The organism is Ruegeria sp. H4 (assembly GCF_056533065.1).
In genome coordinates, this window is the sequence record NZ_JBQFOC010000001.1 from 1,845,462 (window position 1) to 1,866,987 (window position 21,526).

Sequence of the window (21,526 nt, forward strand, 5' to 3'; positions counted from 1 at the left end):
ACCGGCGCAACATGCGCCGGTTTTCATTTGCGGAACTGAGTCAAAGCCTCAAGTCGCTTGCGTCTCTTGGCAGGCAGGACTTGATGTCGAACACCACGCTGTTGGCTTTGCCGTAGGCGCGGAATGTGGCAGGGTCGAGGTCTTTGTATTTCTGATGCGCGACTGCCAGAACGACCGCGTCATAGGTCCCGTCCTGAGGGACCTCTAAAAGCGAGAGACCGTATTCAGCCTCGGCTGCGGCGGGGTCGGCATGGGGATCGTGGACATCAACGCTGATGCCATAGCTCTGCAATTCCTCAATGATATCAGCGACGCGCGTATTGCGTAAGTCGGGACAGTTTTCCTTGAAGGTAAGGCCCAGAACTAGGACCCGTGCCGCACCGACATTGATGCCGTTGCGGGTCATGCGTTTGACCAGTTGAGATACCACGTAGCTGCCCATCCGATCGTTCAGCCGCCGCCCGGCCAGAATGATCTGGGGGTGATGGCCCACGGCCTCGGCCTTGTGGGTCAGGTAGTACGGGTCAACGCCAATACAGTGACCACCAACCAGGCCCGGGCGGAAGGGCAGGAAATTCCATTTGGTGCCTGCGGCGCGCAGGACGGCCTCGGTATCGATGCCCATGCGTCCGAAGATCATCGCCAGTTCATTGACCAGCGCGATGTTCAGATCGCGTTGGGTGTTTTCGATGACCTTTGCCGCCTCGGCCACGCGGATGCTTTCGGCCTTGTGGGTTCCGGCGGTGATGATCCGGGCATATAGCGCATCGACCAGATCGGCCACTTCGGAGGTCGAGCCAGAGGTCACCTTGCAAATATCCGCAATCCGATGGGTCTTGTCGCCAGGATTAATGCGTTCCGGGCTGTAGCCTGCAAAGAAATCCGTGTTGAATTTCAGGTCCGAAGCGCGTTCCAGCACCGGAACGCAATCTTCCTCGGTCGCGCCGGGATAGACGGTGGATTCGTAAATCACCAGATCGCCGGGTTTCAGAACACCGCCGACTGTTTCCGATGCCGCAAGCAGGGGCGAAAGGTCAGGCTGTTTGCCAGCCGTGATCGGGGTGGGCACGGTGACGATATAGGTGTCACAGGCCGCAAGATCTGCGACATCGGTGGTGAAGGTCAGACCCGTTGCGGCGGCTAGATCTTCCGGTTCAACCTCGTGCGTGGCATCTTGGCCGGCGCGCAGGGCGTCGATGCGGGCCGGGTTGATGTCGAACCCGATGACCGGGCTGATCTTGCCAAAGGCCACCGCCAAAGGCAGGCCCACATAGCCCAATCCAATGACAGCGATCTTGCGGGCATCGGGGTTCGTTTGCAGCATTCAGGTCTCAGTCTTTATTTGCCGTGATAGTCCCGGAACCACGCGACAAACCGGGCGATCCCATCTTTGAAATCGGTTTGCGGGCGGTAACCAGTTAGCCGTTGCAGCAGATCAGTATTGGCCCATGTGGCGGGGACGTCGCCCATCTGCATGGGCATATAGTTTCGGATGGCCTCTTTGCCTATCGCTTCTTCGATGGCTTCGACAAAATCCATCAGGCGCACCTTGTCGCCATTGCCGATATTGACCACGCGATAGGGCGCAACGGGGGACAGGCTGTCACCCTCTTCAATCTGGTCAGCGCTTTCGGGGCGCACGGGCGGCACATCGATCAACAATCGGATGCCACGGACCAGATCGTCCACGTTTGTGAAATCGCGATACATGTCACCGTGATTGTAGATGTCGATGGGCCGGTCATCCAGAATCGCATCCACGAATTTGTACAGCGCCAGATCAGGCCGTCCCCAGGTGCCATAGACGGTGAAAAACCGGAACATCGTTGTCGGCAAGTCCCAAAGATGCGCGTAGGAGTGGCCCATCGCCTCATTGGCCTTTTTGGTGGCCGAATAGATGGTCAGCTGGGTGTCGGCCTTTTCGACCTCGGTAAAGGGCATCTCTTCATTGGCACCGTAGACCGATGAGGTCGAAGCCATCAGCAGGTGTTCGACCTTGTGGATGCGCGCGGCCTCCATCACGTTGAACGTACCGACAACATTGGAGTTTATGTAGCTGCGCGGCTCTTCCAGGCTGTATCGGACCCCGGCTTGTGCTGCGAGGTGAACGATAATCTCGGGCTGAAACTCATCAGCGACTTTCATCAGCTGTTCGTGATCTTCCAGCATCGCCTCGGTCGCGGTGAAACCTGGGGTCTGCATCAGCATCTGATGGCGGCGCTGTTTCAGGGTGACATCGTAATAGTCTGTCATCCCGTCATAGCCATGCACCCGGAACCCTTCTGACAGCAGGAGCTTTGCCAGATGGAAGCCGATGAACCCTGCGGTCCCGGTGATCAAAACACGTTTCATAAAACCCTCGAACACAATAAAACTCTGCGCATCAGGGATACTTTCCCCGCTTCGAGGTCAAGCAGATTTTCCCGTTTTGCGGCTATTCGGCCAAGCTGGTCGATTAGGCACACGCCGAAAACGCCACTGGGAATTGCCGATTGTCGCCAAGGCTGAGCCGGGGTAGGGAGGGCACGTGATGGTTAGGGATTGGATCAAAGGGCTGTTCGGTAAACACGACGCGCAAGCGCCGTCGCCCATAATGCCCGAGATCGCGCCCGATCAACCGTTCATCGCCATTGGCGACATTCATGGGCGGCTGGATCTGTTGCAGGATTTGCTGCCCCGGTTGGACGACAGTTGCCCTTGGGTTTTTGTTGGCGACTATGTAGATCGCGGTGCCTACAGCGCTCAGGTCTTGCATCAGTTGCGGCATCTCAGCGAATCTTCGGGCGGACGGGTCACCTGCCTGCTGGGCAATCACGAAGAGATGCTTTTGCGCTTCGTTGACGATCCAAAACGGGTCAGCCGCCTGTGGCTGCAAAACGGTGGCGTTCAAACGCTCGCCTCGTTTGGCATCACCGGTGTGGCCGAGGCCATTTTAGGCGAACCGGCGGTCGAGATTGCTGAAAAATTGCAGCGGGTTATGGGGGAAGACCTATTGAGCTGGCTCAGGGATCGTCCCCTGACCTGGACCAGCGGCAATATCACTGTTGTGCACGCGGCACTGGACCCACGCCATCCTGTTAATGCGCAACCACGCGATATCTGCCTGTGGGGGCATCCGATGCTAACGCGCGAGCCCAGAGAGGATGGTCAATGGGTCCTGCACGGCCATACCATTGTTGATCAGGCGCGGGCAGAGAACGGAGTTATCTCAATAGACACCGGCGCGTTTGTCACCAATCGCCTCACGGCGGCAGAGGTGTTTCATGGCGGTGTGCGCTTCACCTCGACCTGAACGCGATCAGCCTACGATCATCTGCTTCATGCGCAGCGCTTCGTATTCCAGTTCCTGTAACCGGAAATGCACCACATCGCCAATAGTGATCACGCCGCACAGATTACCGTCGCGCAAGACGGGCATATGGCGAAATTTGCCTTCGGTCATCGTTTTCAGAACGTCATTCAGATAATCGTCAGGTGAGCAAGTTTTGACATCGCGTGTCATCAAGTCTTCGACCGATTGTGGCAGGGTCTGGCCAGGCGTATCTGCCATGCGGCGCACAATGTCGCGTTCCGATAGAATACCCTGTAGCGCCCCGTTCTGATCCGTCACCAGAACTGCCCCGATCCGCTTTTCCTTGAGCGTGTTGACTACGGAATGAATGGTCTCGTTCGGGCGCACGGAAAACACATCATCTCCTTTACCCGTCAACAGTTTTGCCACTGTTGTCTGTGCATGCGACAGGTTCGATTCCGCAGACTGGCTGTAGGTCGACTTGTCAGCCTTATCGCCGCGCGAGGGGGACTGATACGAGGTTGGAGCCATAGGCATTCTCCTTCCGGGGTATTGTGTGTCTTTCCCTTTCACCTTAGCGCAGCTAAACGACCTGTATAGGGTCCAATTGTCCCGATCGGCAAAAAACCGGACCCCGAACAGGAGCCCAAAGACGTGAGCGATCTTTACCTGACACCGCCAGTTGCTGCGTTGATTTTCTTTGCTGTGGTCGTTTGCGGGCATAATTTTCGCCTGGCTTGGAAACAACAGGCCGAAGGATGGCAAAAGCGGGCTTGGTTGTTTGGCGTACCTGCGGGTGTTGGCCTTTTGATGCTGGGCTTTTTGCCGCTAAAGCTGTGATGCTGGTTTGACTCCGCCAATGGTGGCTGGCATATGCCGGGCACTGATTTTCCCGGAGACTACCCCATGCGTCTGCTGCCTGCATTGGCCCTTTTGACCGCTCTGACCGGTTGCCTGTTCGACAAGGAACCCGAAGTTGTTCGCCTGTCTGGCGAGACAATGGGCACAACCTTCAACATCACTGCGATTGGTGAGGATTTGGACGAGGCGGCGCTGGCCACAGCGGTCGAAGAGACTCTAGCTCAGGTCAATGCCAAGATGTCGAACTGGGATCCCAATTCCGAGGTTTCAACTTTCTCGGCCTCGACCAGCACGGACCCTATGGCGGTGTCGGAAGAGTTCGCATTGGTACTGGCCGCGGCCAACGATGTGCACGCGAAAACAGGCGGGACGTTTGATGTCACGCTCGGCCCGCTGATTGAGCTTTGGGGCTTTGGCCCACGGAAACCCGAAGATCCGGTGCCATCGGATGAAGATATTGAGACAGCGCTAAGCGGTGTTGGTCAGGCCCGGTTGCTGACATTGGACGGCGCTGCCGGTACTTTGGCGAAATCCGATCCAGCCGTGGGGATCAACCTGTCCGCAATCGCAAAAGGTTATGGCATCGACGCGGTGGCTGGGACCCTGCGTGAAGCAGGGATTGAGGACTATCTGGTCGAGATTGGTGGTGATCTGGTCGCCAAGGGGCAAAATGACAAAGGTGAGGCCTGGCAGATCGGTATCGAAAAGCCCGAAGCCGGATCGCAAACCGTGCAACTGATCGTGCCGCTGAACGATCGTGGCATGGCCAGCTCGGGCGACTACAAAAACTTCTTCGAGCAAGATGGCGTGCGCTATTCGCATATCATCGATCCGGTCACGGGCCGTCCGATCACCCATCGGACAACCTCGGTCACCGTTCTGGCGGAAAACGCGATGATGGCCGATGCCTGGGCGACCGCGATGCTGGCCTTGGGGCAGGAAAAAGGGTTGGCGCTGGCGGAAGAGCATAAACTTGCCGTGTATTTCATCTCGCGGGATGTGACAGGCGGCGATGATGCCTATATTACGGTTCACAGCAGCGCCTTCAAAGACGCGTTGGGAACCGACTGACGGTAGGAACTGAGATGAGCACTTTCATTCTGGCTTTTGTTCTTCTGGCACTTGTCATGATTGGCATGTCACTGGGTGTGATGCTGATGGGCAAGACCATCAAAGGCAGCTGCGGTGGTCTGAACGCAATCTCGGGTGCGGATAAATGCGTGGTTTGCCAGAAAGATGTCGACCCGAACAGCCCGCTGCGGGATCAACTGCAGTGCAAACGCGCAAAGAAGATGCTGGAGCAGATGGAGCGGCAATCCTGATTGTCAGGCTCTAACTACGCCGCGCTTTCCACTGCACATACCGGGCCATGCCGCGTTCCAGCAGGTTTGGCGCTTTGCCACTATCCAGATGCAAACCCCCGCCCCCTGCGCGATACATTTCGGCGAATACATCCAGCACTTTAGATTTGACCATCCCGCGCAGTGGGACATGCGCCATCATGCCATAAGTCGCGGCGCCGCCGGTCTTGGCCAGATCGGGATTTGCCCGCACGGTGGCAACCGCCTGTGCCACATCAGCCAGATATTCATCAGCCACATGCAGATGTTTGGCGGTGACCATACAGTGAATGCCATCGGGATTCTGGACGCGATTGATGCTCCAACCCGCGCGTTCCAGCTGATCCGCCACCGCATAGATGTTGAGTTTCGGGTCGGTCGAACCATAGGCCAGCAAGGGCCCCTGCGGGTTGCCCAGGATGCGCAGGCCATCGATTGCCGCGATGCCGGATTTCAGCTTTTCGACGGCTTCAGTTGTGTCTTTGGCAAGTTGGCAATAACCTTCGACCCCCAGTTTCTGCATGACCGCCCAGGCAGCGGCATAGGCCCCACCTGGCCGGGTGCCTAGCAGGGCGGGTGAGGCAAAGACGCCTCCGGGCCAGTCCTGACAGATGAACATCTGATGCTTAAGCAGGTCGAGATTGCGGTAGAGGATGGTCGAGGCCCCTTTGGCCGCATAGCCGTATTTGTGCAGATCGGCTGAGATCGAAGTGACCCCCGGAACGCGGAAATCCCAGTCGGGCAGGTCAACGCCGTTGCGTTCCATAAACGGCAGGATCAGCCCGCCGACGCACGCGTCGATATGCAGGGGAATACCTTTGGATTGTGCAATCGCCCCCATCTGGGCAATGGGGTCGATGGTGCCGTGCGGGTACTCGGGGGCCGACCCTAGGATCATCACCGTGCCCGCGTTGATCATGCGTTTCAGCCGGGAAATGTCTGTCGCATGATCCGGTGTCATCGGCAGCAGGCGCGCTTTGACCCCGAAATACTCAGCAGCCTTGAACCAGGCCACATGAGCGGTCTTTGGCAAGATCATATTGGGCCGCGTCACCTTGCGTTTTTTGCGCGCCATATCCCGGTAGGTTTTGACCGCCATCAGGCAGCTTTCCGTCCCGCCAGCCGTGACCACGCCGCACGTGTCCGGCCCGCCATGCAGCAACCCTGCCATGGTCGAGATGATCTGGGTCTCCATCCGTTTCAGGCTTTGAAACGCGGCAGGGTTCAGCCCGTTGGCCGAAGAAAACGCACTGTAGGCCTTGGCGGTGAAGGCGTCGTGCGCGTCATCCAGGTGGTAGACAAGGCTCCACGTGCGGCCCTCTCGATAGTTCGGGTCATCCTCGGCAAAGGATTTGAGCTGATCCAGTATCTCATCCTCGGGACGACCCGCCGCAGGCAGTTTCTGATGATCCATATCCTATCCCCCTCTGGTCAGCAGCAGCGCCAGTGAAATGCCCAGATAGTTCCCGATCGCAAATCCCAGAATGCCGGTAGCCATGCCCGACATCAAGATCGCGGGGTTGCGCAGACTGCGCGAGATCATGGGGACAAAGGCGGGCGACATGACGGCGGCGACCGAGGTGATCAGGAATGTGTCCCGGTCGATCCCTGCGAGCCGGGCGAACAGCGCGTGCAGGGCGAAACTGCCGAATGTGGCGATCAGGACAAAGCCCAGCACCGTCAGGTCCATGTCCTGCAACTTGGCCAAATCCATCGAAGCGGCAACACTGAATGAGAATATGTAAAGTAGGAACATGCCCATTTCAGGCGCGGCTCTGTTTTGGTGCAGCGACGGCGTCAGTGATCCCAAAAGGCCAAGTGTTGTCAGCAAGATCACGATGACTACGGGCTGAGCGGCAAAGCTGAAGGTCGGCGCAAAGATCAACGCGGCCGCAACACAAAGCGACGCTGCAAGGAACGCGATGATGCCGTGCAGATATAAGTTTGGCTTTGTCGCCTCGCACTCAGGCGGGAGGTCTGCGTCACGGTCGCCCATGAAGGGTTTCAGGAACAGACCAAAGACCACAGGTGCTAGGGTCAGGACAAACAACAGATAGGCCGCGCCGACGACCGTGTCGACGGTTGCAAACAGCAGATAGCGGCCTTCGGGGATATCTAGCGCCAATTTGATCGCGCCCATGTTCGCCAGACCGCCGGAATACATACCGACTGCCATACCCGAAAGCTGCTCGGCCTGTTCGGTGCCTGTGGCGCTGAAGGCAAAGAACAGCCCTGTGGCGACAAGCCCAACCGCAAGAACAGCCAGTGCCATGGACAGCAACGCAGACCCGGCCACGCGGCCCCAGGCTCGCAGGTTGACGCCAAACAGCAGCAGGGGTAGGGCCAGTCCCAGGCTTGCTTCAATCACGGATTCCCTAAGTTGCTGTGCGGCTTCGGGTTGCAGCCCGGAAACCCCCAAGGCTAGCCCGGCCATGTAACACAGAACAATCGGCCCGATACGCCCAGCCAACGCCCAGTGCCGGGCCAATAGCATCAGTGCGGCGGGCGCCAACACATAGATCAGGGCAAAACCCGAAAGTCCTGTTTGCATGACTGTCCTCTTCCTCAGGACCCGAGACTAGGCGGCCCGGCCCTGATCACACAAGAGGACCTGACGTAAGGTTCTTCTGCGCTGACGGTTTGATTAAATCTGCACCAATTCCTGCAAAGGCGGTTCACCCCCCGGCGACCAGAGGCTAGAAGATGGGGCAAGAGCAGTTACCGGAGATCGAAATGGCCACGCCCAAACCCGTAGTCTTGTGCATTCTGGATGGTTGGGGATTGTCCGAAGACACGCAGGCGAATGCGCCTTATCTGGCTGAGACGCCGACCTTTGATGCGATTATGAAAGGTCCTCATGCTACGCTGATCACCCACGGCCCGGATGTGGGCCTGCCCAGCGGGCAAATGGGTAATTCCGAGGTCGGGCACACCAATATCGGTGCCGGTCGCGTTGTCGCGATGGACCTGGGGCAGATTGATTTGGCGATTGAGGATGGATCCTTCTTCGACAATGACGCGTTGCAGGCCTTTGTCGCCAAGGTGAAAGCCGCAGGCGGCACGGCGCATCTGATGGGTCTGGCCTCGGATGGCGGCGTACATGGGCATGTGAACCATATCTTAGCAGCGGCCAAGGCGATCACAGATGCCGGTGTTCCTGTGGCGCTGCACGCTGTGACCGACGGGCGCGACGTGGCCCCGAAATCGGCCCCGACCTATATCGCAGAGCTGGAGGATCGCCTGCCTGAAGGGGCTCGTATAGTCTCCGTCAGCGGGCGCTATTTTGCCATGGACCGCGACAACCGGTGGGAGCGGGTCTCACAGGCGTATGATGCCGTGATCAAAGGGCAAGGCCGCGCGGCCGGCACGGCGCATGGGGCGGTGGATGAGGCCTATACCCAATCTGAAACGGATGAATTCATCATCCCGACGGTTCTGGATGGGTATGAGGGCGTCAAAGATGGCGACGGGTTCTTTTGCCTGAACTTCCGCGCCGACCGTGCGCGGGAAATCCTGCGCGCCATTGGCGAGCTGGGCTTTGCTGATTTCGATACCGGTCCGCGCCCGATTTTGTCGGCGCTGTTGGGGATGGTCGAGTACTCGGATAGCCACAACGCCTATATGACCACAGTGTTCCCGAAACGCGCTATCATAAACACGCTGGGCGAATGGGTGGCCAAACAGGGCTTGCGCCAGTTCCGGCTGGCCGAGACCGAGAAATACCCGCATGTGACCTTCTTCCTGAATGGCGGCAAAGAGGTGTCGGAGGCAGGCGAGGATCGTTTCATGCCCAAGTCGCCCAAAGTGGCGACCTATGATTTGCAGCCCGAAATGTCCTCGGCCGAGGTGACTGAAAAATTTGTTGAGGCCATCGAAGCGGGGTATGACCTGATCGTCACCAATTATGCCAACCCGGACATGGTGGGTCACACCGGCGACCTGCAGGCCGCGATCAAAGCCTGTGAGGCGGTGGATCAGGGCTTGGCGCAAGTTGTTGAGGCGTTGAACACCGTCGGTGGCGCGATGATCGTCACAGCCGATCATGGCAATTGCGAGGTGATGGTCGACCCGGAAACCGGCGGGCCGCATACCGCGCATACGCTGAACCCGGTTCCGGTGGCTTTGGTTGGGGGTCCCGAAGGGGCCGTGCTGCGCAGCGGGCGCTTGTCCGATCTGGCACCAACCCTGCTAGACCTAATGAACCTGCCTAAGCCGCCTGAAATGACGGGCGAGAGCTTGATCTCATGAGAGTAATGGCCGCTGCCATAGCTCTGTCTTTGGCTGGTCAGGCCATAGCACAGAACCCGTCGCGGGCGGCGCTTGACGCAGCGGAGATGCTGGAGCAGGCCTCGATCTCGCTGACCGAAGCGGACAGCGCGCGGGATCGGGTACGGGCTTTGACCCAGACCATTCAGGCCTATGAGGCGGGCCTGTCTGCGATGCGCGATGGCCTGCGCATGGCCGCAACGCGTGAGGCTCAGCTATCGGCAGAATTACGAACACGGGAAAAGGATGTGGCGCAGCTCTTGGGGGTTTTGCAGACAATCGAAACCACTGCGCCACCGGTTCTGATGCTGCATCCTTCAGGCCCGCTGGGCGCGGCACGGACGGGCATGATGCTGTCCGAAGTCACGCCGGGCCTGAACGCCAAGGCCGAAGATCTGGCACGTGACCTGCAAGAGGTTCAAACCCTGCGTCTGCTGCAACAGGACGCTGCTGAGACTCTGACCGAGGGACAGAGCGCTGTGCAATCCGCCCGAACCCGCCTGAGTGAGGCAATTGCTGATCGAACCGATCTGCCCAAGCGTTTCGTCGAAGACCCGATCAAGACAGCAATCCTGATCTCATCCACGGAGACGCTGGATGGGTTCGCCAGCGGATTGTCCGAAATCTCGGAAGGCGAAATTGCTTCGACCGATGCTAGCGTGGCCAGCCGCAAGGGAGACGTACAGCTTCCGGTACAGGGTATCTTGCTGCACCGTGCAGGAGAAACCGATGCGGCGGGGGTGACGCGCCCCGGACTGGTTTTGGGCACACGGCCCCGCGCCTTGGTCACCGCGCCCACCGCGGCGACGATCCGCTATCGCGGGCCTTTGCTTGAGCTTGGGAACCTGATCATTCTGGAACCCCAGCCCGGACTTCTATTCGTTTTCTCAGGTTTGCAGGAGGTATACGGCGATATCGGACAGGTGATCCCCGAAGGCACACCAGTTGGGCTAATGCCCGGTGCGGCGCCCGAAATCGGCGCTATTTTGTCAACAAGTGGTGATGGCACTGGAACTGACCGGTCAGAAACGCTCTATATAGAGGTAAGAGAAGACAATAGCCCCGTGGACCCGGAATCGTGGTTTTGGACCAACAAGGATGGATAGACGAGTATGAAGAGATTTGTGATGGCCGGTCTGGCCGGAACCGTGGCAGGGATTATCGCAACCACCCAGATTGCAGGCCCGCTACTGGCGCAGGAAGCCGAGAAAAAGGCCGATGTGTATCAGCAACTGGACCTGTTCGGTGACATTTTCGAACGCATTCGCGCGCAATATGTCGAAGAGGTTGAGCCCGAGGAGCTGATCGAGGCTGCGATTGACGGCATGCTCACATCGCTTGATCCGCATTCCAGCTATCTGTCGCCCGATGACGCTGAGCAGATGCGCGTGCAGACACGCGGTGAATTTGGCGGCCTCGGCATCGAGGTGACGCAAGAGGAAGGCTTTGTCAAAGTCGTCTCGCCCATCGATGATACGCCCGCCGCGGCAGCCGGGATCGAAGCCGGGGATTTCATCACGCATGTGGATGGTGAAAGCATTCTGGGCCTGACGCTGGACAAGGCGGTTGACTTGATGCGCGGGCCTGTGGGCTCCGAGATCATCATCACGGTTGTTCGCGAAGGCGAGCCTGAGCCTTTTGATGTCACCATAATCCGTGACACGATTAAACTGACCGCTGTGCGCGCACGTACCGAAGGCACCAGCGTTGTGTTGCGTGTAACCACGTTCAATGATCAGACCTTCCCGAACCTGCAAGCGGGTCTTGAGGAACAGATCGCCGAAGCGGGCGGGATCGATAAGGTCAACGGCGTTGTGCTGGATCTGCGGAACAACCCTGGCGGTTTGCTCACTCAGGCGATCCGCGTGTCGGATGCGTTCCTGAACGAAGGCGAGATTGTCTCGACCCGAGGCCGTGATCCACAAGATGGTGAGCGGTTCAACGCCACCCCCGGCGATCTGGCCGAAGGCAAGCCCATCGTGGTGCTGATCAATGGTGGTTCGGCCTCGGCCTCGGAAATCGTTGCGGGTGCCTTGCAGGATCATCGTCGTGCGATCGTTGTGGGCACCAAGAGCTTTGGCAAAGGCTCGGTCCAGACCGTGATGCCGCTGCGTGGCGACGGGGCGATGCGACTGACCACATCGCGCTATTACACGCCTTCGGGTCGTTCGATCCAGGCGCTGGGCGTCAGCCCGGACATCATCGTGGAACAACCGCGCCCGCAGCCCGAAGCCGAGGAGGACGAGGAGAACCCCTTCACTCGGTCCGAGGCCCAGCTGCGCGGCAGCCTGGACAATGACAGCCTGAGCGAGGATGAAATCCGCCAGATTGAAGAAGATCGCGCCAAGGCCGAAGAAACAGCCGAGCTGCGGGAAGAGGACTATCAGCTGGCCTATGCCATCGATATCCTCAAGGGCCTGTCCGCCTTCAATCCGAACGGGCCGTCTCAGTAAGGCGCTTGCCCAAAGGAAACGAGGGTCGCGCAGGGCGCGACCCTTTTTTTATTCCTCGATCTTATGCAGCTTGCTTTCGTCCAGCATCAACGCCAGCAGGATGCCCACGGATACCGAGACTGTGGAAAAGATAAAGGCCATGTTCATTCCGCTGTCAAACGCGCTGGCAATCGCGGATTTCAGGGTTTCGACTTGATCGGTATTCAGTTTGGCCAATACGGCGTGGGCGGATTCGGTGTTGAGCGTTCCGCCGTTGATGGCCCGCTGATCGGCGTCAGTCAGGGGGATGTTGGCCGCCGCCAGCTTGTCGCGCAGGCTGGACAAAGACACCACATACATGATCGCTGTAGCGCAGGCGACCGAGATGGCGCCATACACGAGATGGGTCATAAAGCTTAGCCCGCCCACAAGTCCGGCGCGTTCGGGTTTAACGGCACAGACCGCAGCGGTGCCCGATGGGCCAACCGTTAGCGTTGCACCCAGCCCGATCATCGCCATGCCGGGCAGGATTTGAAAATATCCGAAACTGGCGGGAAGAACCACGATACTGGCCGCGCCAATCGTGGCGATCAAATAGCCCCAGAACAGCAGCCGTTTGGGGCCGAAATCATTGTAGAGCGTGCCCGAGACCACTGACCCAACAGCCAGCAACAGGGTAAGCGGTGCCAGCCCCAGCGCAGATTCAAAGGTCGACCACCCCAAAACCTTTTGCATGTATTGCGGGAAATACAGCAGGCCGACAAAGGCGGCAGACACATTGAACATGTTCAGCCCCAGCGTGATCCGAAACTGTTTGTTCTGCATCATCTGAGGCAGCAGCAGCGGTTCGACCACGCGTTTTTCGACCTTGGGGAAGAGAAAGAACAAAACCGCGCTGACGAAGAACAAAAGCAGCAGGGGGACTGAGGTCCAGCCCCAATCGGCACCAACATCCAACCCGTATAGCAACAGCAGCACGGCAAAAGACAAGATAGCCATGCCTGCGTAGTCGATATGTTCACCCTGTTTGTGCTGGGTCTCGCGTTGCATCAGCAGCAGCGCGGTTGCCATGGAGATGCAGGAAAAGACGATGTTCGCCAGAAAGAAATACCGCCATTCTCCGAAGCTAACCGCCAGCCCGCTGATCATGGGGCCAAAGACATTGCCCGTGGTCACACCGGCCAGGATCAGGCCCATCACCAATGCGCGGTGTTCCGGGCGTGAGACTTTGGTGGCCCCAAACGCCAGCGTGCAGGGCCATACACAGCCCGCGCCGATCCCCTGCAGGGCCCGCGCGCCAATCAGAAAGTCCAGGCTGGGGGCGACAAAGCACATCACGGATGCAAACAGAAAGATCGTCAGGCCGATTATCATGATCTTTCGATGACCGTACATATCGCCCAGGCGGCCTCCAGCGACCATGGTCATGGCAAAAAACAGGGCGTAGATGTTCAGCACCCATTGGGTGCTGGTAATGTCAGCGTCGAAACTGTTTTCGATTGCGGGCACCAGCATCAGGGCACCGGTGAAATCGATACCGATGCCAAAACCCGTCACCATCAATGCGGCAACTTTTACAATGCTGCTGCGATCCATATCCGCATCCTTCGTGATCCAAATGGGTCAATGATGCATGAATGAAGCCAAAAAGATAGGTTGACGGACTATTGGCGGTCAGTCGTCGCCCCGGCAAATCTGGCGAAAAGCGCGTTTGAGCATCTCCAGCTCAGCGCGCAACAATTCGACCTCGGTTCGCAGATCATCTGCGGCGGGTTCGCCTGCGATCACGGTGAAATTCCCCAGTTTTTGTGTAGTCGTCGTATCAACGATGACAAAACAGTGTACGCCTTCGGATAGCGCCGCAGCAGGCACAGGAACGGCCAAGGCCCACCCATCCTGGGCTTCTGTCAATGTGACCTGGGGCAGGGGCTTGCCCAGATAGCGCACCTCAACATTTGGTTTTGTTTCGGCCTCAAGATGGCCTTGCCACAGGCCGTTTTCGAACCGAAGGGGGATCAATCTGGGGTGCGTCATGGTCTGGCGTCTCACAAATCGGCGCGATGGCGGCGGCACAGGGTCAGATCGCGCAGAAGAATGCGGTTCATGCGCGGGTTTTCAAATATCACATCCAGCCAGATCTTTTCGATCCGCTGTTCATTCAGCGGCAGATGCGCCAGATCAAAATCAACAGCGCTGGGCGTTTTCGACAGATCGATCTGCCGCAACACCTGTTCGGTGTTGGGTCCGTGCTGGATATTGAGTCGCGCGAAAATTCCGGTGTCCTGCTCGCTGTTTACCAGCGCATCCAGCCGCAGCAGGTGCTGTAGGGTCAGATCGCGCGCGGCGTCGGCTGGCAATTCGATCGACAGGGACAGGAAGGTCCCTGCAAAACTGAATGCCTCAACCGACAGGCTGAACGGCGCAAGATCGGCTTCGTCGCGGTTGCGGATTTGGCGCACGGCGATCTGGGCGCGCGGACAATCGTGAAACAGGGTCACCTGCCCATCGATACCCGCCTTGCGCGGAGCTGAGGCAAGCCCGGGTTGCGCCAGTGGTCCACGCCACAAATCGGGCCGCCAGGCCCAATCCGTGCCAACGGGTTTTGGAAACTGGGCCGATCCGATCTGAGGTCGGGTCAGGCGGCTATCTGCAATATGGATCAACTTGTTCAGACTGGCCCGTAAGCCGCGCGCCTGATCGCGTTGCAGGCGCAACGCCGATTGCGGGGCATCTTGCGCCTGTTCCGCCACTTTGCGCCATCGCTGCAACGTCTTGCGGTGTATGTAGCGATCCAGAATCCTGCCCATTGTCCTATCGTCCCAAGTTGCACCTCTTTAGTCAAAGACGGTGTAGGGGACAAACCCGGAATGGCAGTATGGGGGTGAATAGTCACAAAATCCTGAAGACCCGTTGGTGCGGATCTGAATTCGGCGTGACAAAGACCCGTTGCATTCTTGTAATCAGCCGGGTCAATGCTTACCGTCTGGCACCGGGCTGAGGGTGGGTTTTCCTCGGAACCTCCGCGCAACAGATTAAGCACAGATAAGGCCAGTTCATGGAACCCACTCTGTTTTCATTCATATGGAAATATTCGAAAAAGCAGCAGCTTGTGCTGTTGGGTTTGACGGTTCTGTCTTTTCCGTTTCTCTATGCTTCGCTTGAGCTGCCCAAGCAGATCATCAACGATGCCATCGGTGCGCCTGGCGATACGGTTGCCGTCTGGGGCATCACATTCACCCAGGTGCAGTATCTGCTGATCCTGTGTTTCGCCTTTCTGGCCACAGTCATCGCCAGCGGTGTGATGAAAATGCGGATCAACACGATGAAGGGGGTTCTGGCCGAACGGATGCTGCGACGCCTGCGATTCACTCTGATCAACAGGTCGATGCGCTTTCCCAAATCGTATTTCGCGACCACCAGCCAGGGAGAGCTGGTGTCGATGATCACATCCGAGGCCGAACCGATGGGCGGACTGATGGGCGATGCCATTGCCCAGCCCGTGTTCCAGTTTGGTCAGATGATGACCATCGTGACATTCCTGTTCATGCAAAGCGTCTGGTTCGGGCTGGCCAGCATTGCGCTGATCCCGTTGCAGGCGTGGCTGATCCCCAAGCTGCAACGCCAGATCAACCTGCTGAACAAGGACCGCATTCAGGAAGTGCGCAGCCTAAGCTCTGAGATCGGCGAAAGTGCCGCCGGCATCAGTGATCTGCGGACCAATGGCGGCTGGCGCTATCGTCTGGCGCAATTCAGCCATCGGTTGGGCACCTTGTTCGAGATCCGGTTCAAGATTTACAACAAGAAATTCTTTATGAAGTTCCTCAACAATCTGATCACTCAGATGACGCCGTTTTTGTTTTATTCGGTCGGTGGCTATCTGGCGATCAAAGGCGAGATCACGGTAGGTGCCCTGGTCGCGGCACTCGGGGCGTACAAAGACCTGAGCGGCCCGTGGAAGGATCTGTTGACCTATTACAACCAGGTGCAGGATATGTCGCTGCGCTGGGAAATCGTGACCGAGCGCTTTGCCCCGGACAACATGATCCCAGAGGAGCTATTCGACGGTGAACCCGAGACGGTCCCGCATTTGAATGGCGATATTGAGTTGCGCAATGTGACTGTGCGGGATGGTGACGGCAAGACCATTCTTGAAGACCTTGACCTGAAGATCCCGAAAGGCGCGCGAGTGGCGATTCAGTCGACCAATTCGGCGGAGCGTACAGCGCTTGGCCAATTGCTGACGCGAGAGGTGCTGCCGGTTCAGGGCGAGGTGATCATGGCCGGGCATGATCTGCGCAATCTGCATCAGGCGGTGATTGCCGCGCGCATCGGCTATGCCTATTCGCGGCCCTATCTGTTTGATGGCACGTTGGGCGACAACCTGATGATGCCGCTGCGAACGCATCCGCAGATTGATGAGGCTGGTGTAAAGGCCCCGACCCGCCGACAGATCGAATCTGCGCGCTCGGGCAATCCGACAGATCTGCTGAGCGATGAGTGGATTGATCCCGGTTTGGCAGGGCTGGACGATATCGACGATATCCGCGACTGGTGGTTCCAACTGGTCGAGGCGATGGGTATTGACGAGTTCATGTTCCGCCGAACGCTAGGATCGTCTTTTGACCCGAAACTGCATCCGAACTTGGCGCAGGACATTGTAAATCTGCGGGATACGATTGCGAAGCGTCTGCGCGAAAAAGGCTTGGACAAGTATGTCCACCGGTTTGATCCGGAACAGTTCAACCCAACCGTTCCGCTGGGTGGAAACCTGCTCTATGCCGCGCCGACCCGCCAGATTTCACCCGAAAGTCTAGCCAATGACGGGCATTTTCTGTCGATGCTTCGGGCGCATGATCTGGCAGAGGAAGCGCTGAATATATCGAACGCTGTGCTGGATACGCTCAGCCGGACCTTCGGCCGGGATGGCACGGATCACCCGTTGTTCCTGCGGTTGGGTATGAGCAAGGAAATGTATCACCGCTGGTTGGACATAGATGAGCGGCGCAAGGCCAAGGGCGACGCGGGGCTCAGCGATGAAGAACAGGCCCTGCTGCTGACCGTTCCCTTCCTGTTGACCGCCGAACAAATTGGCTCGGATTTCCCGGATGAGTACAAGGACAAGATTCTTGCAATTCGGCAGGGTCAGGCCGAACAGCTACGTGGGGCGATGAACGGAATGTTTGTCCCGCTGTCCCCTGACACATATTTCCCGATACTACCCGTGTTGGTGAATGCGCTATACGGCCGGGTCTCGGTAACGGCGGGCGCGCATCTGGATGAGATTGAGGATGTAGTTGCAGAAGCCATGAACGAGGCGGGTCTCAGACGCCGAGCTGCTGCGATCATCTATGATCTGCCAGCCGGTCTGGGCGGCAACAATCTGGCCACGGTCTTTCAGGAACGCGCGGCTTTTTCCCGGGCTGGCATCAAGCGGCCGGATGTTCTGATCCTGGACAAGGCGCTGGCCAGCCACGATTCAGAAAGCCGCCTGCGGACACGGTTGAAACTGCGCGAGTTGCTGCCCGACTCGATAATGATCTTCATGGAAGATCACTTCGCGCATCCCGAAGCCTATGACCTGTTCATCGAGATCAAAGATGGCCGGATTGATGGCGTCTCACGCACACAAACAAAGCATGAGGAAAGTACCTCGGCGGATCTAAGCCGCAAGCTCGAGATCATTTCTTCGACCGAGCTGTTTTCTGGCATCGATGCGCGTAACCAGCGCTTGTTGGCGTTTTCCGCGCAATGGTTTGATGTGGCGGCGGGGCAGCAGATATTCTCGCGCGGGCAGGCCGCTGATGCGGCCTATCTGTGCATCAAAGGCACGGCCAATCTGAACTGGGTCGATGACGAGGGCGGCAGTCGTACCATTTCGGTCGTTGAATCCGGGCGCCTGATCGGGGACTTATCCATTATCACCGGCGAACCCCGTCAGCTGGACCTGACTGCGGTGTCAGACTGTACGTTCCTGCGTATCGGCGCCGAGGAACTGCGCGCAGTCATTGAAAACGATGCAACCGTTGCAGTTCAATTGTTGCAAACGGTTGCGGGCTATCTGACCACGTTGGCGACGCGGATCAACACAGCCCAGACCCCTTCGGAAATCTTCCCGGAGGTGCCTCAGGCAATTTCGGACAAAAGCGTTGCCAATGACGCCTGAGCCCGGCGCGTATGCAGCCCATGAGGCACTGATCGCTGATGCACGTGCCCGGCCTGAGCTATGGCGGTTTTTGGCTGGTCTGGTCATCGTCGCTGTGCTTTATATGGCGCTGAATTCGGTGATCTTTGCACTCATCGCCGGCCTGATCCCGCCTGCGCAGGCCGAAGGGTTCTTTCGCGGATCGACTGCGGCAGGCACGTTGTTATTGCTGGTCAGCTTCGGGTTTTTGATCGTGGGTGTCGCGGCGGCGGCGCGGGTGATGCAGCACCGATCTCTAGGTCACATCCTTGGGTCACGCAATTTGGCCCTACAGCAGTTTGGGCGTGTGTTTCTGGCCCTATTGATATTGGGGTTGGTGATGTTTGCTTTGCCACCCTATGGGATGGGCGAGCCGCTGATCCAAAACCTGGCACTGCCAGTCTGGCTGATCCTGCTGCCCCTCGCTGCGTGTGCAGTTTTAATTCAAACCAGCGCCGAAGAGATCCTGTTTCGCGGCTACATTCAGCAATCGCTGGCGGCCAGATTCCAATCGCCCCTTATCTGGATGGGCGTGCCCTCGGCCCTGTTTGCAGCAGGCCACTATGCCCCCGAATTGGCCGGGGACAACGCACTCATCGTGGCTGTCTGGTCCTGTGTGTTTGGCCTTCTGGCCTCAGACCTGACAGCGCGATCTGGCACATTGGGTCCGGCCATCGCCTTGCATTTTTTCAACAATCTCATCGCGCTCGTGTTTATCTCGTTGCCGGATTCGCTGAGCGGTTTGGCGCTCTACCTGCTGCCTTTTGAGATGTCAGAGACCGATACGCTGCGCCAATGGCTGTTCGTGGATTTCGCAACGATGCTGGTCTGCTGGCTAACCGCGCGGATTGCACTCAGGCGTTGATTGCATTTCCTTCCGTTGCGTCTTATTTGACGTCAAAGCCGCACAAGCCAAGGTTCCGATATGAACTGGATCACAAATTACGTCCGTCCCCGGATCAACTCGATCTTCTCGCGCCGCGAGGTGCCCGAAAACCTATGGCACAAGTGTTCGGAATGCGGAACCATGCTGTTCCATCGCGAGTTGGCAGAAAACCAGAATGTCTGCACTCAGTGCGGCCATCACATGGCGATCACCCCGCGCGACCGATTCAAGCATCTGTTTGACGGTGGCATTTTCACTGAGGTCGACGTGCCTGCGCCTAAGGACGATCCGCTGCATTTCCGTGATCAGAAGAAATATCCCGATCGCATGAAAGCGGCGCAGAAAAAGACGGGCGAGAAAGAGGCGATGTTGGTTGCGGTTGGCGAGATCGGGCGCACCCCGATTGTGGCGGCAGCGCAAGATTTCTCATTCATGGGCGGGTCGATGGGTATGTATGTTGGCAATGCCATCATCGCCGCCGCGCAAGAGGCAGTGAAACTGAAACGCCCGCTGGTCCTGTTTTCCGCCGCAGGCGGCGCGCGGATGCAGGAGGGTATCCTGAGCCTGATGCAGATGCCCCGCACCACAGTTGCGGTCGAAATGCTGAAAGAGGCGAACCTGCCCTATATCGTTGTGCTGACCCATCCCACAACCGGCGGGGTGACCGCGTCTTATGCGATGCTGGGCGATGTGCATATCTCGGAACCCAACGCGCTGATCTGTTTCGCCGGGCCGCGTGTGATCGAGCAAACGATCCGTGAAAAACTGCCCGAAGGCTTCCAGCGCGCTGAATACCTTCTGGACCACGGTATGCTGGACCGCGTGACCAAACGAACCGAAATGCGGGATGAGCTGATCACCATTACCCGGATGCTGATGAACCAACCCCCGGCGATACGGGGCGATCTGCCAGCGCCGGAACCGGACGAGGCCAAGGCAGACGCGACAGCTGACGATACGGATCAGAAATGACCCCCCAAACATCCGACGCCATCCTCGACCGGATGATGGCGCTTCACCCCAAGATCATCGACCTGACCTTGGATCGTGTCTGGCGTCTGCTGGGTGCGCTGGACAATCCGCAAGCCAAACTGCCACCCGTGATCCATATCGCGGGCACCAACGGCAAGGGATCAACCCAGGCCATGATCCGCGCCGGCCTCGAAGGGGTCGGGCTGTTGGTCCATGCCTATACCTCGCCGCATCTGGCGCGGTTTCACGAACGGATCCGTTTGGCGGGCGAACTTATCTCGGAATCCGATCTGACGGCAGTGCTGGATGAATGCTACGCCGCCAATAGCGGTGAGAATATCACCTATTTCGAAATTACCACCTGCGCGGCCCTTTTGGCTTTTGCACGCGCGCAGGCCGACTACACGTTGCTTGAGGTCGGACTGGGTGGACGTCTTGATGCCACCAATGTGATCAATACTCCGGCGATAACGGTGATCACGCCGGTTTCCATCGACCACGAACAGTTTCTGGGCAACACGCTGGCCAAGATCGCGGCTGAAAAGGCCGGAATCATCAAACGCGGTGTGCCTTGCGTCGTTGGTCCGCAACCGGAAGAAGCGATGGAGGTCATTGAACAGACCGCTGCCCGCCTCGGCGCGCCGCTGATCGCCTATGGCCAGCACTGGCATGTGGCCGAAGAAAACGGACGCCTGATCTATCAGGACGAAACCGGCCTGCGTGACCTGCCGCTGCCCAACCTTCTGGGTGCGCATCAGATTCAGAACGCTGGCGCGGCGCTGGCCGTTCTGCGGGACCTCAACCTGGGCGATGCCGCCTACGAGGCCGCTGTCACCCGCGCCGAATGGCCCGCGCGCATGCAGCGGCTGAAAACGGGCCCTCTGGTTCAGGCCGCGCCGCAAGCCGAGCTGTGGCTGGATGGCGGCCACAACGCCGCTGCTGGTATCGCACTGGCTGATGTGCTGTCGAACCTGCCAAAGCGGCCGACCCATATGATCTGCGGCATGCTGAACACCAAGGATGTCACCGGATACCTTGCGCCGCTGGCCACCCAGGCGAACAGCCTGACCGCCGTGTCGATTCCCGGTGAAACGGCAACTCTCAGCGCGGAAGACACCGCCGCTGCCGCCGCGAAGGTCAATCTGCACGCCACAACCGCCGCTAACGTTGGTGATGCACTCAGTTCCATCTTAGCTCAGGACCCACAGGCCCGCGTGCTGATCTGTGGGTCGCTCTACCTTGCTGGCCATATCCTGCGCGAAAACGGCTAAGGGCATCCGCCCGCAGGGCTTCATC

Annotated in this window: 19 protein-coding genes; 11 read left to right on the forward strand and 8 right to left on the reverse strand. The window is 58.3% G+C overall.

Translation table 11 applies throughout. The annotated features are described in order from the left end of the window. Nucleotides 1-40: 40 nt before the first annotated feature. Both tviB and ACR0KG_RS09200 read right to left on the reverse strand, forming a co-directional pair. Complete coding sequence (gene tviB / locus ACR0KG_RS09195) at nucleotides 41-1,324, reverse strand: Vi polysaccharide biosynthesis UDP-N-acetylglucosamine C-6 dehydrogenase TviB (RefSeq protein ID WP_480827086.1); 1,284 nt, start codon at nucleotides 1,322-1,324, stop codon at nucleotides 41-43. Nucleotides 1,325-1,338: 14 nt separating this feature from the next. After that, a complete protein-coding gene (locus ACR0KG_RS09200; protein ID WP_480543982.1) occupies nucleotides 1,339-2,352 on the reverse strand; it encodes an SDR family NAD(P)-dependent oxidoreductase in 1,014 nt (337 codons plus the stop codon). A 178-nt stretch (nucleotides 2,353-2,530) separates the two neighbouring features. Between ACR0KG_RS09200 and ACR0KG_RS09205 the strand changes: the two genes are divergently transcribed. After that, a complete protein-coding gene (locus tag ACR0KG_RS09205; RefSeq protein WP_480543983.1) occupies nucleotides 2,531-3,292 on the forward strand; it encodes a metallophosphoesterase in 762 nt (253 codons plus the stop codon). 6 nt (nucleotides 3,293-3,298) lie between these two features. Here ACR0KG_RS09205 and ACR0KG_RS09210 read toward each other — a convergent pair whose 3' ends face one another. Continuing rightward, nucleotides 3,299-3,823: a CBS domain-containing protein gene (locus ACR0KG_RS09210; RefSeq protein ID WP_170534749.1), complete on the reverse strand. Its 525-nt coding sequence runs from the start codon at nucleotides 3,821-3,823 to the stop codon at nucleotides 3,299-3,301. Nucleotides 3,824-3,946: 123 nt separating this feature from the next. Between ACR0KG_RS09210 and ACR0KG_RS09215 the strand changes: the two genes are divergently transcribed. The 3 genes from ACR0KG_RS09215 (at nucleotide 3,947) to nqrM (ending at nucleotide 5,475) form a co-directional block, all read left to right on the forward strand. Continuing rightward, nucleotides 3,947-4,132, forward strand: a complete 186-nt coding sequence (locus ACR0KG_RS09215) for a hypothetical protein (protein ID WP_480543984.1) — start codon at nucleotides 3,947-3,949, stop codon at nucleotides 4,130-4,132. A gap of 66 nt (nucleotides 4,133-4,198) precedes the next feature. After that, nucleotides 4,199-5,224 (forward strand): FAD:protein FMN transferase, encoded by a 1,026-nt coding sequence (locus tag ACR0KG_RS09220; protein ID WP_480543985.1) that lies wholly within the window; start codon nucleotides 4,199-4,201, stop codon nucleotides 5,222-5,224. 14 nt (nucleotides 5,225-5,238) lie between these two features. After that, complete coding sequence (gene nqrM, locus ACR0KG_RS09225) at nucleotides 5,239-5,475, forward strand: (Na+)-NQR maturation NqrM (RefSeq protein WP_170534755.1); 237 nt, start codon at nucleotides 5,239-5,241, stop codon at nucleotides 5,473-5,475. 10 nt (nucleotides 5,476-5,485) lie between these two features. Here the strand turns inward: nqrM and ACR0KG_RS09230 are convergent, their stop codons facing one another. Both ACR0KG_RS09230 and ACR0KG_RS09235 read right to left on the reverse strand, forming a co-directional pair. Then, the gene (locus ACR0KG_RS09230; protein ID WP_480548042.1) at nucleotides 5,486-6,907 is read right to left on the reverse strand and encodes a pyridoxal phosphate-dependent decarboxylase family protein; all 1,422 of its coding nucleotides are present in this window, start codon (nucleotides 6,905-6,907) and stop codon (nucleotides 5,486-5,488) included. A gap of 3 nt (nucleotides 6,908-6,910) precedes the next feature. Further along, nucleotides 6,911-8,044: a DUF819 family protein gene (locus tag ACR0KG_RS09235; protein WP_480827087.1), complete on the reverse strand. Its 1,134-nt coding sequence runs from the start codon at nucleotides 8,042-8,044 to the stop codon at nucleotides 6,911-6,913. 182 nt (nucleotides 8,045-8,226) lie between these two features. Between ACR0KG_RS09235 and gpmI the strand changes: the two genes are divergently transcribed. From gpmI to ACR0KG_RS09250, 3 genes are read left to right on the forward strand one after another with little or no spacing between them, the layout of a single operon-like run. Beyond that, entirely contained in the window at nucleotides 8,227-9,741 is a 1,515-nt protein-coding gene (gene gpmI / locus ACR0KG_RS09240; RefSeq protein WP_480827088.1) for a 2,3-bisphosphoglycerate-independent phosphoglycerate mutase, read from the forward strand. Continuing rightward, complete coding sequence (locus tag ACR0KG_RS09245) at nucleotides 9,738-10,865, forward strand: murein hydrolase activator EnvC family protein (RefSeq protein ID WP_480827089.1); 1,128 nt, start codon at nucleotides 9,738-9,740, stop codon at nucleotides 10,863-10,865. Before gpmI ends, ACR0KG_RS09245 begins: the two co-directional genes overlap by 4 nt. A gap of 6 nt (nucleotides 10,866-10,871) precedes the next feature. Continuing rightward, the gene (locus ACR0KG_RS09250) at nucleotides 10,872-12,212 is read left to right on the forward strand and encodes a S41 family peptidase (protein ID WP_353011140.1); all 1,341 of its coding nucleotides are present in this window, start codon (nucleotides 10,872-10,874) and stop codon (nucleotides 12,210-12,212) included. 48 nt (nucleotides 12,213-12,260) lie between these two features. On the opposite strand, the gene ACR0KG_RS09255 is transcribed toward ACR0KG_RS09250, so the two are convergent. The 3 genes from ACR0KG_RS09255 to ACR0KG_RS09265 form a co-directional block, all read right to left on the reverse strand. Further along, nucleotides 12,261-13,787 carry an MFS transporter gene (locus tag ACR0KG_RS09255; RefSeq protein ID WP_480548034.1) on the reverse strand — a complete coding sequence of 509 codons (1,527 nt, stop codon included), beginning with the start codon at nucleotides 13,785-13,787 and terminating at the stop codon, nucleotides 12,261-12,263. Between the two features lie 78 nt (nucleotides 13,788-13,865). Next, a complete protein-coding gene (locus ACR0KG_RS09260; RefSeq protein WP_480543993.1) occupies nucleotides 13,866-14,225 on the reverse strand; it encodes a hypothetical protein in 360 nt (119 codons plus the stop codon). An 11-nt stretch (nucleotides 14,226-14,236) separates the two neighbouring features. Further along, nucleotides 14,237-14,998 carry a DUF6478 family protein gene (locus ACR0KG_RS09265; protein ID WP_480543994.1) on the reverse strand — a complete coding sequence of 254 codons (762 nt, stop codon included), beginning with the start codon at nucleotides 14,996-14,998 and terminating at the stop codon, nucleotides 14,237-14,239. A gap of 248 nt (nucleotides 14,999-15,246) precedes the next feature. On the opposite strand from ACR0KG_RS09265, the gene ACR0KG_RS09270 reads away from it, so the two are divergent. Genes ACR0KG_RS09270 through ACR0KG_RS09285 form a run of 4 tightly spaced genes read left to right on the forward strand, consistent with a single transcriptional unit; the run spans nucleotide 15,247 to nucleotide 21,501 of the window. Then, a complete protein-coding gene (locus ACR0KG_RS09270) occupies nucleotides 15,247-18,354 on the forward strand; it encodes an ABC transporter transmembrane domain-containing protein (protein WP_480827090.1) in 3,108 nt (1,035 codons plus the stop codon). Further along, a complete protein-coding gene (locus ACR0KG_RS09275; protein WP_480827091.1) occupies nucleotides 18,344-19,237 on the forward strand; it encodes a CPBP family intramembrane glutamic endopeptidase in 894 nt (297 codons plus the stop codon). Before ACR0KG_RS09270 ends, ACR0KG_RS09275 begins: the two co-directional genes overlap by 11 nt. Before the next feature lie 60 nt (nucleotides 19,238-19,297). Continuing rightward, nucleotides 19,298-20,230 carry an acetyl-CoA carboxylase, carboxyltransferase subunit beta gene (gene accD / locus ACR0KG_RS09280; protein ID WP_480827092.1) on the forward strand — a complete coding sequence of 311 codons (933 nt, stop codon included), beginning with the start codon at nucleotides 19,298-19,300 and terminating at the stop codon, nucleotides 20,228-20,230. After that, nucleotides 20,227-21,501: a bifunctional folylpolyglutamate synthase/dihydrofolate synthase gene (locus tag ACR0KG_RS09285; protein ID WP_480827094.1), complete on the forward strand. Its 1,275-nt coding sequence runs from the start codon at nucleotides 20,227-20,229 to the stop codon at nucleotides 21,499-21,501. Before accD ends, ACR0KG_RS09285 begins: the two co-directional genes overlap by 4 nt. Nucleotides 21,502-21,526: the final 25 nt, after the last annotated feature.